Raw genomic sequence first — 14,091 nt, 5'->3', positions numbered from 1 at the left:
CAAATGCGCAATATGATCTTGCTGGTCGCCAGCCTGATCTTTTATGCCTGGGGCGAGCCAAAAAATTTACCATTACTGCTGATTTCCATTTTGCTCAATTATGTGTGCGGGCTAGGTGTGGGCAAGGCCCAGGAAAAAGGAGGGACAGGCAAAGCCATCTTCATCGCAGGCATCGCTTTTAATCTGGTATTGCTGGCCTACTTCAAATACTTTAATTTTGCCTTGAACAGTCTTGTCGCCGTGCTGGGTAAATTGGGTTTCACCATGCCAGAAGTGGATGCTGTTACCCTGCCTTTGGGAATATCCTTCTTTTCTTTTCATGCAATTTCCTATCTGGTGGACGTCTATCGCAAAAAGACCAGGCATGAAAAAGACCTGTTTGCACTATCCATGTATATCACCATGTTCCCGCAATTGATTGCCGGGCCCATCATACGTTTTTCCACTATCGCCAGGCAATTGCACCAGCGCCACCATACTTTGCGCCGGGTGGAGCTGGGTATCAAGATATTCGTCCTTGGACTGGCGCAAAAAGTCTTGATTGCCAATAGCGTCGCCTTGCCAGCAGACCAGATATTTTCATTGGCACCAGAAGCCCTGGGTATGGCCAGTGCCTGGCTGGGCATCACTTGCTATACCTTGCAAATCTATTTTGACTTCTTTGGGTATTCAAATATGGCGATAGGTCTGGGCCTGGTCACTGGCTTTACTTTTCCGCGTAATTTCAATTACCCCTATATCGCCCAATCGATCACTGAATTCTGGCAGCGCTGGCATCTCAGCCTGTCGCGCTGGTTCCGTGATTATCTGTATATACCACTGGGCGGTAACCGCGGCTCCAGCATGGCTACTTACCGTAATTTGTTTATCGTGTTTTTCCTGTGTGGATTATGGCATGGTGCGAGCTGGACTTTTGTTGTCTGGGGCTTATATCACGGCAGCTTCCTGGTGCTGGAACGTATAGGCTTGCAAAAAGCCATGGTGGGTTTGCCAAGGCCGTTCAGACACGTCTATACCGTCCTGGTCGTGATGGTGGGCTGGGTATTCTTCCGCTGTGACAGTTTTACACAAGCCCTGCACTACCTGGCGGCCATGCTTGGCGGCATGCCTGCAGACAATGCGCTCGCACCCGTCATGAGCTTCGTGAATGGCACCGTTATTACAGGCCTGGTCGCAGGGGTACTGGTATCGACACCCCTCTTGCAAGCATTGAACAAGCCACAAGCCCCTGCCAAGGTGTTTGCACCCGTGATCAGCCTGATGTTGTTCCTGTTGTCAGCAACCAGCCTGGCGACGGGAGCATACAATCCTTTCATCTACTTCCGTTTCTGAGGCTGGCCTACTACCATGCATTATTCCAGCCCATCCAGCCCATCCAGCTCTTCTAGTTTTCAGGCCGCAACAAAAAAACGTCTTTACGGGCGCATCATTTATTTGCTGGCTATCTTTGGCATCTTGCTGACGCCAGCCCTGGTCCATATGAGTGGTAAACTGCAAGGCCCAGGTATAGAAAACCGTGCACTCGCCACCAAGCCGACATTACCCAGTACATGGTCGGAAACCTTGAAATTCCCGGCGGCAGTCGATAGCTATCTCAATGATAATTTCGGCCTCAGAAATAATCTGGTGGCATGGAATAACCAACTGCGCTATCACGTGCTTGGCGATATCAATGCGGTGCAACTGACTGCCGGTAAAGATGGCTACATCTTCTTCAATTCGCACGCTGCCAATACTCCCTTGGGCATGATACATTTTTTGTGCGGGAAAAACGTCGGAGAGAAAGACCGGGCAGAGATAGTCAGGACCGCAACTGACTTCATGCAAATGGCTGTACAGGTCAAAGCAGAGAGTTATCTGTTACTGGTGCCTACCAAGCCAGTGGTCTATGCAGATAAATTACCAGACTGGCTGCAACAGCAATGTGCGCAATACACGCCCAGCTTGCCGGGCATCATAGCCGCACTCAAGTCCTTGCCGGAACTGAAAGATAAAATCATTTATCCGTTGGCAGAAATGCAGGCGTTCAAGAAAAACATGGCTGTATTTCCAAAGAATACCTTTCACTGGACAGGCAGTGGCCCGCAACCTGTAGCACAACTGGTCGCAGAAAATTACCTGCACCGCAAAAGGCTGGTGACACTGACGAGCAATCTGCATGATGTCCCATCCGATATACAGCAATTCTTGCCTGGGGTAGCGCTGACTGTACCTACCCATGATCCTGATTATGTCAAAGCGGGCATCGTTGCTTGTCTTGGTGTTGCCTGCTTCCCTGAGTTTATCGAGACGGCCAGCAAGATAGGAGATGTCTCACGCTATCGCCATCGCGATAGTCGAGGCCCTAAACTGCTCCTGATTTCAGATTCATTCGGTCAGGGCGTCGCAGGCTTCTTTTCAGAATATTATGGCGAAGTCTGGCATGTGTCTTTAAATAGCATCAATCAACTTAGTGATAAAGAGCAAGCCAGCTTCAAACAGATTTTGCTCAAAGAATACGCCCCTGACCAGATACTGTATGTCTTCCACGATGCAGCAGTGTCCTATTTCGATAGAAATGGCGGCATCCTGTTAAAGGCAGGTCAATAATTTCTATTATTGTGGCAGCCCGTCCAGACAGCCACTGTATGTTCGCACAACATAGCAGAACTCATTTCATAAATAGAGGTGAGATGCGTTTACCTCATAAAGTGGGCTGGCCAATGGTAAAACTATGGACGAGGCAGTCAATATCGGATCTATTGACAACGAATCCAACGCAGTCCAGCCTGCGTTATTAGGCAAGCCCTCCGGGAACTGGCGATTCGGGCGCATTGCTACCTTGCGCCGCTTGCTAAGGCACCAGCCTTAGCTGCGCGTCACGCCTTGCACTGCATCCCGAATCGCCTTGCTCGCTCCAGGCCTTTGCCCTGCCCATTTCTTCCAGTCCTACAAAACGGCGGTCCCGTGTCCTATATCTGGGTACCTGGCGCGCTGTTACGATACATTCCATGCCTCTGCATTAGTGATTTGAAAAATTAATCAGGCTAATCAGTTCTTTTTTTAATAAAGGAAACATCATGAAAAAAGTCATTTCTATCCTAATGATCTCTACTGCAGGTTTTATTGCAAGTTCCAGTTTTGCTGCTACCGACGTGGCAAAAGCAAACTTCAAAGCGACGGAAGAACGTGCCGAAGCTGATTTTAAGGTCGCTAAAGCCAAGTGTGATGCCTTGAAAGACAATGCAAAAGACATTTGTGTAGAAGAAGCCAAAGTTGTGCGTACCCGCAACAAGGCAGTCGCGCTGGTGACATACGACAATACAGCAAAAAATCATACCAAGGCAGCTATCGACGTCGCGGATGCTGAATACGCGCTCGCTGAAGAAAAATGCGATGACAAGTCGGGTAATGATAAAGATGTCTGCAAAAAAGAAGCCAAGGCCGTGCAAAAAATAGCCACGGCTGATGCCAAGGCAGGCAAGAAAATCTTTGATGCCAAAGTGGACGCTGCCACTACAGCCAATGATGCTAATTACAAAGTGGCGATAGAAAAATGTGATGCCATGTCTGGCCCATCCAAAGATGCCTGTGTCTCGACAGCTAAGAATCAGTACAAGTAATACGGTTCGCTGGACTTCAATCTACTGGCTGGCTTCATGTCGCACTTGTCAGCTTGTTGTGCACCTTAGTTAGCACGTTTTTAAAGCAATTCCAAAAAAAAGTATTTCCTGCATCTCAAATCTACCAGGTTGAAAACCTGCTCAAGGAGAAAAAAATGAATAACTTCGTCAATAAAATCATGGGCATTTTTCTGGCAAGTATCATGCTCAGCATCGTCGGTTGTGCGTCAACTTCCAAACAGGAAAGTGCAGGCGAGTACATCGATGACACAGTCATTACCACCAAAGTGAAAGCTGCCATAGTCAATGAACCGACCTTGAAAGCAAGTGAAATCAATGTTGAAACTTTCAAGGGTATCGTTCAACTGAGTGGTTTCGTGGCTGACCCTGGTTCTGCCAGCAAGGCTGTCAGTGTATCAAGTGGAGTCAAAGGCGTGAAGTCAGTAAAAAATGATATTCGCGTGAAATAGCATTGTTTAAGACGCGAGTACGCTATTACATATGGTGCTCGCGTCGCTCGAACGCATGTTGCATACATGCGCAAGAATATTCTGGGTGTGTTCGCTAGCGCACCGAAAAAATATCCTTACCAATTTAATCTAGTGCTACTTTTATCAGGCGAAGTAAGAAACTCTGTATTCTGAGTTGATGGAAGTACATAGGTTTTATGCAAATTTATACTTTTAAACAGGAGTTTCAAGATGAATTCAGACCAGGTCAAAGGCGCAGCAAAAAAAGTTGCAGGTAAAGTCCAGCAAGAAGCAGGCAAGCTGGTCGGCAATAAGGAGCAGCAAGTCAAAGGAGTTGCCAAGCAGATAGAAGGCAGCATGCAAAAAAGCATGGGTAATGTCAAAGAAGCACTCAAAGACAAAAATTAATTCCAGTGGTCTTCCAGGCTTTTGCGTTGTGAATGATGACGCAAAAGTCTAGTTTGGCCATTGTCTTCATATCTCCATCCATAAAGACAGTTGAAGCATTCCGACAGGTGTTCAAAATTACTGTCTGATCAAGCTTATTGAAAAATACAACCAGTGGACAAAGCGATGGATCTGCCTATACCAACAACGCCTCCGGCAAATGAGGGTGATCTCGATCAAGCAGATGTCGGCACTGTCACCCCTGATTCCAAGCCAGTTGCCGCATCTGAAACGCAAGCTCAATTATTTCCCGGTGTTCATGTCAATGTCCGTGGCGTGGCCTTGACCATACTTGCAACCGTCGCTTTTGTTTTTGCCCTGCGCGCTGCGCAACGGTTTTTCATTCCACTGACCTTTGGTATTTTCATTGCCTATACCCTGGCCCCTCTGGTCAACGCCTTGCAACGCCTGCGGCTGCCGCGTGTCGTCGCTACTACGGTGGTGATGATCAGTGTATTGACGATCTTCGCGACGCAAATCAATTCCCTGCATACAGAATTCAATGCCATTCTTGACCAGTTGCCAGTGGCTACGCGTAAATTTTCCAGCGAAATGAGCAAGCTGCAATATGGCCAGGCCGGTTTTATGCAAAGAATGCAAACGGCTGCCACAGAGATAGAAAAAGCAACCAGCCAGGCAACCACTGGGGTACAGCCAACTGTGAAGAAAACAGTGGTCAGTGAAACGCCGGTACTCAAACTGCGCGAATTACTGCTGGCAGGATCATTAGGCATCATGGATTTGTTAAGTCAGACAGTCATGATGTTGTTTCTTATTTTCTTTCTGCTGCTCTCTGGTGACAAATTCAAACGCAAGCTGGTCAAGATTACGGGTCCTTCCTTGACGCAGAAGCGCATTACTGTGCAAATACTGGGCAAGATCAACACTTCAGTGCAGCAATACATGTTCATGCTGTTAGTCACCAATGGATTGCTGGCCTTGCTGACCTGGATTGCGTTTCACCTCATCGGACTGGAAAATGCAGGTGCCTGGGCGTTGACCAGCGGTCTACTGCACGTCATCCCTTATTTTGGTTCCATACTGATGGCTCTGGCCGCTTGTTTGATTGCCTATGTGCAGTTTGGCACCATCTCCATGGCCTTGTTGGTTGCGGGCGTTTCAATTGCCATTGCCACCCTGGTTGGTACAGTGGTCACTACCTGGATGACTGGGCGCATCACCCGCATGAATGCTGCAGCCGTCTTTATTTCACTCTTGTTTTGGGGGTGGTTGTGGGGCGCATGGGGTTTATTGCTGGGTGTGCCTATTATCGTGATAGTGAAGGTCGTTGCTGAGCATGTAGATGGCATGCAAACTGTGGCAGAATTATTGAGCGAATAAAAGTAGATTTCAATCCGGCATAAAAAATCATTCCAGCAGGGAATGATTTTTTTTACCAGTGTCGTGTGCTAAATCTTAGTTTCGATACACGTAATTGTCCTTCACATACACACGATTACCGACACGCAGATCGACTATATTATCCTGCACGATGGATTGATATGCACCATTGTCCAGGCGCACGCTGATTTGATATGCCTCGCGGACCTGTTGGTTGCGATTATTCTTTTCGATATTGTTGCCGACAATTGCACCGCCAACCACGCCAACAGCCGTTGCTGCTGCATTACCCAGGCCACCACCTACCTGGTTGCCCAAAATGCCGCCAACGATACCGCCGACTACAGCGCCGGCACCAGGCCCCCGGTTTTCACTTGATACCTGTACTACCTGTATGGATTCAATGACGCCATAGCTGCTATAGGGCGATTGTGAGGCTGGATAAGCCGTAGTCATCGATGGTGAGTTAGTACCGCAACCTGTGAGCAGGGCAGAGGCAGCAATACTCACAGCGATGGCAGATTTCTTATAGATGTTCATGATGATACTCCACTGTTGGTGATGTGGTAAATCGTATGCATAGTGAAGATCTTTGTCGGTGCGATAGCGTACTTTATCTTCAATGTGATCGAAGATATTTGTAATAAAACAGGATGGCTGTAGGAACTATCCCACATATCCCAGCGTGTTCAGCGTACAAGCGGCTGCCAGACTCTCTGATGCCAGTTTCAAGAATAAAAAACTACAGTGTAATCAGTTTGACGGACATCAAGAAACGCACCAATAAATACGCGATGTCGACATAAAGAATCATCTGATGGTTAACACAAACACGGCACGACATTCAATAATTTTGATAAGAGGGGAAAAAATGAATAGTACGCAGCCCCACATTTCTATGACTGCATATCCTTCGCTGACCACCGCAGGGACATTGCATCGCAGATATTCAGTCAGCTACACGCCGGCTGTATCACTCCCCATGGATTTTGGCTTGCTTGACGAGCCGATGCAAAACGATATTCTGGCGGCCTTGCCTGATGATGAGCTGGCCTTTCTGTTGCCACATCTCGAACTGGTCCATTTGCCCTTTGGTAAAGAACTCTATGAATATGGTGCCAAGCTGTCGCATGTCTATTTTCCAACTACCGCCATCGTTGCTTTGCTGTATGTGCTGGCAGATGGTGATGTTACCGAAATAGGAGTCACTGGCTATGAAGGCTTGCTCGGCATTTCTGCCCTGATGAGCGAACGTGCCATGGGTACAGCCATGGTGCAATCTGCCGGTGATGCTTACAAACTCAAGGCCTCGGTGTTGAAAGAAGCCAACGCCAGGGGAGGGAAGTTGCCGCAATTGTTGATGTGCTATACCCAGGCACTGTTTGCCCAGATGGCCCAAAACTCTGTGTCTGGGCGCCACTACTCTGTCGATCAGCAACTGTCGCGCTGGTTGCTCGACCGAATGGACAGACTGCACGGTAATGAACTAAAGGTGACCCAAGAAATGATTGCCAACATGCTGGGTGTACGCCGTGAGACAGTGACAGAAGCAGCTGGCAAATTACAGCAGGAAGGCCTGATACAGTACAAGCGCGGCAACATCACCATGCTCGATCGCGAGGGCCTGGAAATGCATGCCGGAGAGTGCTATCGCGTTTCAAGGCAAGAGTTTGAACGTATGCTGACTGCTTGCTGATGCCTTAATCGGGCAATAATTACGCAAACAGTTCTTATGTCGGAAAGGGAATGAAAGCTTCTATGGCAGTTCCCTGATTTTTTTCACCAGGCTTGACAGAAAAGCTTCCGCCCAGCAGCAGGGCGCGTTCACGCATGCCCAGTATGCCATGTGCTTTCGGCTTGGTAATGGCATCCTTTTGTATGCCTATGCCATTGTCAAGAATTTGCAACCACAAGCCCTTGTCAGTACGTTTCAAACTGATCTTGACCTCGGTGGCTTGTGCATACTTGATGACATTGTTGACTGATTCCTGGGTAATACGAAACAAGGCAATCGACCAGGAAGGGTCCAGGGTGTCGAAATCTTCTGTAATATCGGTCACATACGACAATCCGGCGATTGCAGTCGCTTCTTCGCAATAGTGTTGTATGGAAGCAGACAAGCCCAGATTGTCCAGCATGCTGGGTCGCAAATCCTCGATGATACGACGCTTCAAATCGACGGTATCCAGCAGGGCGCGTTTGGTTCTTTGCAATTGTTTGGCCAGTTCAGGCTCCTTGTCCTTGAGCTTTTCAGTGACGACAGAGATATCCATGCTGATGGCTGTCAGATTGGAGCCCATTTCATCGTGCAGTTCGCGCGCCAGTTTAGCCTTCTCGTTTTCCGAGACATTCAACAGGTGATGCGACAAGACGGATAATTGTTCGGTCCGCTTTAATACCGTGCTTTCCAGATTATCGTTGGCGATCTTCAATGCATTCTCTATTCCGCGCTGCTTATGGAAGCTGCGATAGATCAGGCGATAGAACAAGATCAGGACCAGCAAGGCAATCGAATTGGTGGCGGTGCCAAAGAACAGCGCATCCTTGTATTCATTGTAAAAATTGGTACGTCTGGCTACCAGTGCTTCGTTTTCTTCTTTTTCCATGATGATATCAAGCAGCCTGATTTCATCCATGACTTCCCGCCCTTCACCCACTTTAGATAATTCTATGATACCTGTCAGTCCAAATTCTCTATAACTCGAGATGCCATGTTCAAAAACTCTGGCCTTGCTGTCATACAGTTTGCGCAACTCCGACAGGTTTTTGATCTGCGAAGGATTGTTGCGCAATAGTTTTTCAAGCTCCTTGAAATCATCTTCCAGCTTGCTCTTGGCGATATCCCAGGGGCGCAGGTAAATCTCATTGCCCGACATGAAATAGCCGCGCAAGCTGCTTTCTGAATCCATGATAAGCAGATTGATATCCTTGAGTTTATCTTTGACGCTCCAGGTGTGTTCTACCCAATCATTATTGGTCTTGAGTTTTTCCAGGTTCTGGTAAGCGTTGTAGGCATTGCCTGTCAAGATCACGAGGCAGGTAACAAACAAAAACGTGATGTACAGCGGTATGGAAGTCGATGTGTTTTTTTTCATGAAAATTCCCTCGAAGAGTGTCTGAAATGATCATGTGCTTGTTGAAAAAAATCAAAGTCAGTCATACAGGTTTCCAGTCATTTTTTTTCAGGTCGACAAATTTTTATTTTTCGTCTGTGAAAAACAATACCTGAATTGATAAATTATGTGTCTTAAATTCTGGGGAAATTTTTTTTGCCCCTGAAATATGAAGCAGTAGGTTTTTTCCTACAAATGATTCCGCCTGTGCTTATTGCCAATCAAGCTCAGTCTCCTTAGAATAAAACATAGTTAACGCGCATAAAAATTTGGTAAGACTTAGACCATCGGTGTAATTCCGACAAATTTCAGTTCGTCTGAGTATGGAAAAAAATGGACGTCAAGAAAAAATTAAAAGTATTCTTAATCGAAGATGCGCAAAGAATACGTTCAGTGCTGATAGAGGTTTTGCAGCAGACGGACAATGTAGAGGTCATCGGTTTCGCAGAAAGTGAAAAAGAGGCTTTGAATCAATTGCGCTCTATCGAATGGGATGTCGCCATCGTGGACATCGGTTTGCGGGAAGGTAGCGGGCTGGCCGTCCTTTCCGGCTTGAAAAGTGATGGCCGTCATTATGGCTCCCGCCTGGTATTTACCAGCAACCCCAGCAATGCTTTAAAAACCCGCACCATGTCTTTGGGAGCAGAAGGCTTTTTTGATAAATCCCGTGAAATGGACAGCCTGGTTGATCACATACAGGCGCTGGCTCATTAAAGTACCATCAAATTTCATTGATTCCGGCCTGCAATGGTCATAGCTGGATAATGCTTATTCCAGCAAATTATTCTTCATGGCGTAATAAGTCAGGTCACAATTGGATTGCAAATTCATTTTCTCCATGACCCTGGTACGATAGGTGCTGACGGTTTTTACGCTCAGTGACAGTGTGACGGCAATATCAGATACCGATTCACCCTTTGCCAATCTTAAAAATACCTGAAATTCACGGTCAGACAGCTCAGTATGCAAGGCAGTTTCTGCATTATGGTCAAAGCCCTGGGCCAGGATTTCACCCACGTCTGCACTGACATAGCGACGCCCGGTGGATACAGTACGGATGGCCTTGATCAACTCTTCGGCATCGCACTCTTTGTTAAGATAGCCGTTAGCCCCCATTTTCAAGAGATTTACGGCATATTGCTGCGCTGGGTATCCACTTAAAATCAGGATAGGCAAGTTTGGCTGGCCCTGCTTGATTGTACGCAAGGTGTCGATACCGCTCTGATCGGGCATGCTGATATCGAGCAACATGACATCACATGCATCTCTTCTGGCGATGTCCAGCGCTTCGCGCCCGGTCGTGGCCTCTGCCACTACTTCGAAATCGTTCACTTCAGAAAATATCTGCCTGAAGCCGGCCCGTACAATTTGATGGTCGTCACAGACTGCGATACGTATCATTTTCTTCCTTCAAATTTGGGAATACACAAAACTACGTCAACGTGTTTCAACACGGCTTCACCGCTGGCAACAATGCATTTCACTGTATCAGGTTTTGAATGCGATGGAGATTTCCATGCGAGAGGATATTGTTGCGATAAGTCCTCTGCATCTGCCTATAGCATAGCACCTGGACCAAATATGGGGTGGCTTTGTCGCACCATGCGTGATAAACCTACGGGCTTACTCCTTGCAGAGCGGGTTTTCACACAAAATGTGGAAAAAATTTTGGCGCAGACAATACACGCACGTAATACATATTCTGCCGGGATAAGAAACAGCAAGATAATTAGCTCTTACTGTTTCCCGGAAACGATGAGGCCACAATTCTGAACAGGCGTTTGCTAGCGTGGCTGCCGATGGAACAAGACTCCCAAGGCCACTACAGTGGCAATTGCCACTCCCAGTATGGTCATGGGCTGTTTTCTGACTTGCACGCGGCAGGTATCCAGCAATTTCGCCTGCGATACATAGAGTTTTTCGCTATGCTCACATAGCTTCGCCACTGCCTGACTGGCACTGGCGTTTAATTTGCTGGCTGCCTGCTCTGTTAGTACAGTCAGTTTTTCAGCCACCGGCTTAACTGTTTCTGCAGTTTTTTCCTTGATCTGCTCAACTACTTGCTCAGCTACCGGCGCAGGCACTTGTTTAGCCAATGGCGGAGGGTTATCTCCGGTAGGGAAGGGGATGGCAGGATGGTTGATATTGTCGGCCACCGTTGCATTGACACGTGTGGCAGAATTATTTGCATTATTTGGCATGATGACTCCTTTTGCATAGTGGCTGACTGATGCCTGGCAGTGTCAGGGCATCAGCATACTGTTCAAGAACTATTGGGGGGCTGCAGTATTATCCGTGGCTGGCCGGCTTACTTTCGGTGGCAGGTTGCCACCTTCGCCTTCCCAGGTACTCATCTCGGTTTTTTGCAATTTTTTGGTGGCATTTTTTTCCTGATACAGTTTCTTGCCGAAAGCCGTCATCAAGGCCCAACTGGCAAGACCGGCAACAAGGAAGAGGTGTTTGGTAGCTATCATGTATTTCTCCAGAAAGAATTGATATTGATTGAGCTCATCCAGGATCAGGATCGGGGAATAGAGCTTTGAGAACTTTGAGAACTTTGCGAAGTGAGCGCAGTGAGATTGCTTTGCTGGCGCTTGATGCATAGGCGGATGATCTTTTGCGCATCGCCAATAGCGAACCGGCATCTGGCATTGGTCATCATTTGGTAGCCGCTGGTGCGCCATTGAGAGCTGGCAAGCAAGTGACCAATACCGACACGCAGCAAGCCGTAGATGAAAAGTGCGCCATTCTTGAGCAAACATGTATTCATTTTGATTTCTCCAGAAAATGGGTGAATCCTGAGATGAGCGGTAAGTCTGACTGCTGCAGCTAGCTGAATTTGCTATCGACTTGCAATGCATACTAGCATCGGCCCATTTCCCTCCATATAGGACACCGGCCCCCACCTTTGTAGGAATAGATGAAGTAAATCAGGTTCAGCAAATATTGCCCTGCATATGCAAATAGCACTCCAGGCACTGACAACAGCGGTAGCACCCTCCCCAGTTCCTACATGCTGGCAAGCCCATGTCCGATACTTTCAAATAAGCAATAACTTTAGTATGCACCCATGTCTAAGAGGCATGCCTCTAAGACAAAAAGCCTGTCGTGACCTAAACGTGGTGACAGGAAAAGATGTCCGCACCTTGCACCGCCTCTAGAGATAGCAGGCAATCAAAATTTGCATTCATGGCGGACTGACTCACTAACATTAAAGGAAGCATCATGAACAACGACGAAATTATTTCTACGCTGAACGATCTGATTGAAACCAGTAAAGATGGAGAAGAAGGATTCAAGATCTGCGCGGAAGATGCGAGTGGGCGTCACCCGCAACTGAAAGCCATGCTGGCAGAACGGGGACGCGAATGCGCCGCTGCCGCCAGTGAACTGCAAGAATTGGTGCGCAATCAGGGCGGTGACCCGGAAACCAGCAGCAGCGTCTCAGGTGCATTGCATCGTGCATGGACCAATATCCGCATGTCCATCGTAGGCAAAGATGATGAAACCGTGCTCAACGAATGCGAACGCGGTGAAGATGTCGCTGTAAAGGACTATCGCAAAGCCCTGGAAAAAGACTTGCCCGCCCACGTGCGCGTGGTAGTTGATCGCCAGTATCAAGGTGTGTTACGCAATCACGACACCATCAAGACCTTGCGCAACCATGTCAGGACGCATGCCTGATGGAGCGTCTAAGTGATGCGTGAATGATGGTCGAGTAAAATCGCTCATGGCAAGTTCTACGTGCAAACACAGAGCTTGCCATGCATCAGCGATCGGCATGAATAAAACAGCTATAATCCCTGTTATGAAAAAGCTGTTGCGACTATTCTTGTTATGTGTGCTGATGCTGGCTATCCCCACGCAAGCAGCCATAGCTGCGTCGAGAATATGTTGTGCCACCGGGCATTCGCAACATGCTGCCAGTCAGCAACATGAAGATCAGCATCATCCAGATGAATCCCACGATGCCACCAGCGCAGAATGCTGTATCGCTGCGGCGATCCTGAGCACCGTCTTACCCCCGGTTTTTCCGCCCACCACCTCAGAAAAAATTGATTTGATTTTTTCATCTTACGCTGGTCACATCAGCGATTGCCCTGACAAACCTCCCAGGTTGCACGCCCCTCAATAGTTATCTTCACCCTGATATTTTCAGGGTTTGATCGTCATTGCTACAGGCTGCGCCAGCCTGGGCAGCGACATGACATTTCCATTTTGGGACAAGGACAAGAATCATGAAATCACTACATATCGCCACGCTGCTCAGCCTGGCGCTGATAAGCCTGACTGACGCCATTGCTTCAGGCTCGCACACAGGTGACCACGGTCACGACACGATGATAGGCAAGCCCGGCAAGGCTGCGCAAGTGAGCCGTACCATCAAGATAGACATGAATGACAATATGCGTTTTACGCCTGCCAATCTGCAAGCCAAACACGGTGAAACCATACGTTTTCTCATCAGCAATTCCGGCAAACTCAAGCATGAGTTTGTTCTTGGCACAGAACAAGAACTTGGCCAGCACTATGAACTGATGAAAAAACATCCAGAAATGGAACACAGCGACCCCAATATGATCAGCCTGGCAGCCGGGCAGAGTGGTGAAGTGTTATGGCAATTCAGCAAGGCGGGCCAGATAGATTTTGCCTGCCTGCAAGCAGGGCACTACGAGGCAGGAATGAAAGGCAAAGTGCAGGTCCACACATCCAAAGCACCCAGCACAAGCAAAGCGCAGCCACATCAACATTAACGCTACCAGGACTAAATATGAAACTTATCAAGACATTGGCAATGACAATCTTCCTGGGCATGGGCTTGCAAATGGCCCATGCACAAGAAACCAACCTGGCCAGCCCAGAGAGCAAGGTACCTGCCAGCGCCAGCCATGACGCTTCTGAAGCTGAAGTCATCAAAATAGACCAGAGCGCCAACAAGATCACACTCAAGCATGGCCCTATTAAAAACCTCGACATGCCGGCCATGAGCATGGTGTTCAGAGTCAAGGATACAGCCATGTTAGCTAAACTTGCCGTTGGCGATAAAGTCAGGTTCAGGGCAGAAAAAGTCAATGGAGCAATCTATGTGACCGACATTCAAGCCGTCCAATAATAAGC

18 protein-coding genes are annotated in these 14,091 nt (G+C 47.9%); 12 read left to right on the top strand and 6 right to left on the bottom strand.

The genetic code is table 11. The features are described from left to right. Positions 1–3 precede the first annotated feature (3 nt). From Q8K39_RS23960 to Q8K39_RS23935, 6 genes are all read left to right on the top strand, one after another. A complete protein-coding gene (locus Q8K39_RS23960) occupies positions 4–1,332 on the top strand; it encodes an MBOAT family protein (RefSeq protein ID WP_305263650.1) in 1,329 nt (442 codons plus the stop codon). A gap of 15 nt (positions 1,333–1,347) precedes the next feature. Further along, positions 1,348–2,589: a hypothetical protein gene (locus Q8K39_RS23955; protein WP_305263649.1), complete on the top strand. Its 1,242-nt coding sequence runs from the start codon at positions 1,348–1,350 to the stop codon at positions 2,587–2,589. A gap of 470 nt (positions 2,590–3,059) precedes the next feature. After that, positions 3,060–3,602, top strand: a complete 543-nt coding sequence (locus Q8K39_RS23950; RefSeq protein WP_305263648.1) for a hypothetical protein — start codon at positions 3,060–3,062, stop codon at positions 3,600–3,602. Between the two features lie 155 nt (positions 3,603–3,757). Continuing rightward, positions 3,758–4,072 (top strand): BON domain-containing protein, encoded by a 315-nt coding sequence (locus tag Q8K39_RS23945; RefSeq protein ID WP_186952353.1) that lies wholly within the window; start codon positions 3,758–3,760, stop codon positions 4,070–4,072. A 231-nt stretch (positions 4,073–4,303) separates the two neighbouring features. Then, positions 4,304–4,480 carry a CsbD family protein gene (locus tag Q8K39_RS23940; protein WP_186952354.1) on the top strand — a complete coding sequence of 59 codons (177 nt, stop codon included), beginning with the start codon at positions 4,304–4,306 and terminating at the stop codon, positions 4,478–4,480. A 165-nt stretch (positions 4,481–4,645) separates the two neighbouring features. Continuing rightward, positions 4,646–5,860 (top strand): AI-2E family transporter, encoded by a 1,215-nt coding sequence (locus Q8K39_RS23935; protein ID WP_305263647.1) that lies wholly within the window; start codon positions 4,646–4,648, stop codon positions 5,858–5,860. A 75-nt stretch (positions 5,861–5,935) separates the two neighbouring features. Here the strand turns inward: Q8K39_RS23935 and Q8K39_RS23930 are convergent, their stop codons facing one another. Continuing rightward, on the bottom strand, positions 5,936–6,400 hold the full coding sequence (locus Q8K39_RS23930; RefSeq protein ID WP_305263646.1) for a glycine zipper 2TM domain-containing protein: 465 nt from the start codon (positions 6,398–6,400) through the stop codon (positions 5,936–5,938). Between the two features lie 442 nt (positions 6,401–6,842). Here Q8K39_RS23930 and Q8K39_RS23925 point away from each other — a divergent pair, with 442 nt between their 5' ends. Further along, on the top strand, positions 6,843–7,556 hold the full coding sequence (locus Q8K39_RS23925) for a Crp/Fnr family transcriptional regulator (protein ID WP_230413653.1): 714 nt from the start codon (positions 6,843–6,845) through the stop codon (positions 7,554–7,556). A gap of 34 nt (positions 7,557–7,590) precedes the next feature. Here the strand turns inward: Q8K39_RS23925 and Q8K39_RS23920 are convergent, their stop codons facing one another. Continuing rightward, a complete protein-coding gene (locus tag Q8K39_RS23920; RefSeq protein WP_186952360.1) occupies positions 7,591–8,955 on the bottom strand; it encodes a CHASE3 domain-containing protein in 1,365 nt (454 codons plus the stop codon). 351 nt (positions 8,956–9,306) lie between these two features. Between Q8K39_RS23920 and Q8K39_RS23915 the strand changes: the two genes are divergently transcribed. Then, positions 9,307–9,687, top strand: a complete 381-nt coding sequence (locus tag Q8K39_RS23915) for a response regulator (protein WP_186952362.1) — start codon at positions 9,307–9,309, stop codon at positions 9,685–9,687. 54 nt (positions 9,688–9,741) lie between these two features. Here the strand turns inward: Q8K39_RS23915 and Q8K39_RS23910 are convergent, their stop codons facing one another. The 4 genes from Q8K39_RS23910 to Q8K39_RS23895 form a co-directional block, all read right to left on the bottom strand. Next, positions 9,742–10,374: a response regulator transcription factor gene (locus tag Q8K39_RS23910; RefSeq protein ID WP_305263645.1), complete on the bottom strand. Its 633-nt coding sequence runs from the start codon at positions 10,372–10,374 to the stop codon at positions 9,742–9,744. Between the two features lie 383 nt (positions 10,375–10,757). Further along, complete coding sequence (locus Q8K39_RS23905; RefSeq protein WP_186952366.1) at positions 10,758–11,174, bottom strand: hypothetical protein; 417 nt, start codon at positions 11,172–11,174, stop codon at positions 10,758–10,760. 69 nt (positions 11,175–11,243) lie between these two features. Then, positions 11,244–11,447: a hypothetical protein gene (locus Q8K39_RS23900; protein WP_186952368.1), complete on the bottom strand. Its 204-nt coding sequence runs from the start codon at positions 11,445–11,447 to the stop codon at positions 11,244–11,246. Positions 11,448–11,491: 44 nt separating this feature from the next. After that, entirely contained in the window at positions 11,492–11,743 is a 252-nt protein-coding gene (locus Q8K39_RS23895) for a hypothetical protein (protein ID WP_305263644.1), read from the bottom strand. A gap of 455 nt (positions 11,744–12,198) precedes the next feature. Here Q8K39_RS23895 and Q8K39_RS23890 point away from each other — a divergent pair, with 455 nt between their 5' ends. The 4 genes from Q8K39_RS23890 (at position 12,199) to Q8K39_RS23875 (ending at position 14,086) form a co-directional block, all read left to right on the top strand. Then, entirely contained in the window at positions 12,199–12,657 is a 459-nt protein-coding gene (locus tag Q8K39_RS23890) for a PA2169 family four-helix-bundle protein (protein WP_305263643.1), read from the top strand. Between the two features lie 124 nt (positions 12,658–12,781). Further along, entirely contained in the window at positions 12,782–13,108 is a 327-nt protein-coding gene (locus Q8K39_RS23885; RefSeq protein WP_305263642.1) for a hypothetical protein, read from the top strand. 103 nt (positions 13,109–13,211) lie between these two features. Then, positions 13,212–13,727 (top strand): cupredoxin family protein, encoded by a 516-nt coding sequence (locus Q8K39_RS23880; protein ID WP_305263641.1) that lies wholly within the window; start codon positions 13,212–13,214, stop codon positions 13,725–13,727. Positions 13,728–13,744: 17 nt separating this feature from the next. After that, positions 13,745–14,086, top strand: a complete 342-nt coding sequence (locus tag Q8K39_RS23875; RefSeq protein WP_305263640.1) for a copper-binding protein — start codon at positions 13,745–13,747, stop codon at positions 14,084–14,086. The last annotated feature ends 5 nt before the right edge of the window (positions 14,087–14,091 follow it).

Origin of the sequence: Undibacterium sp. (genome assembly GCF_030683615.1) — a bacterium.
GTDB classification, from domain to species: Bacteria; Pseudomonadota; Gammaproteobacteria; order Burkholderiales; family Burkholderiaceae_D; genus Undibacterium; species Undibacterium umbellatum.
Note: the sequence above shows the minus strand (reverse complement) of the source record. Positions and strands in the feature narration are given on the sequence as shown.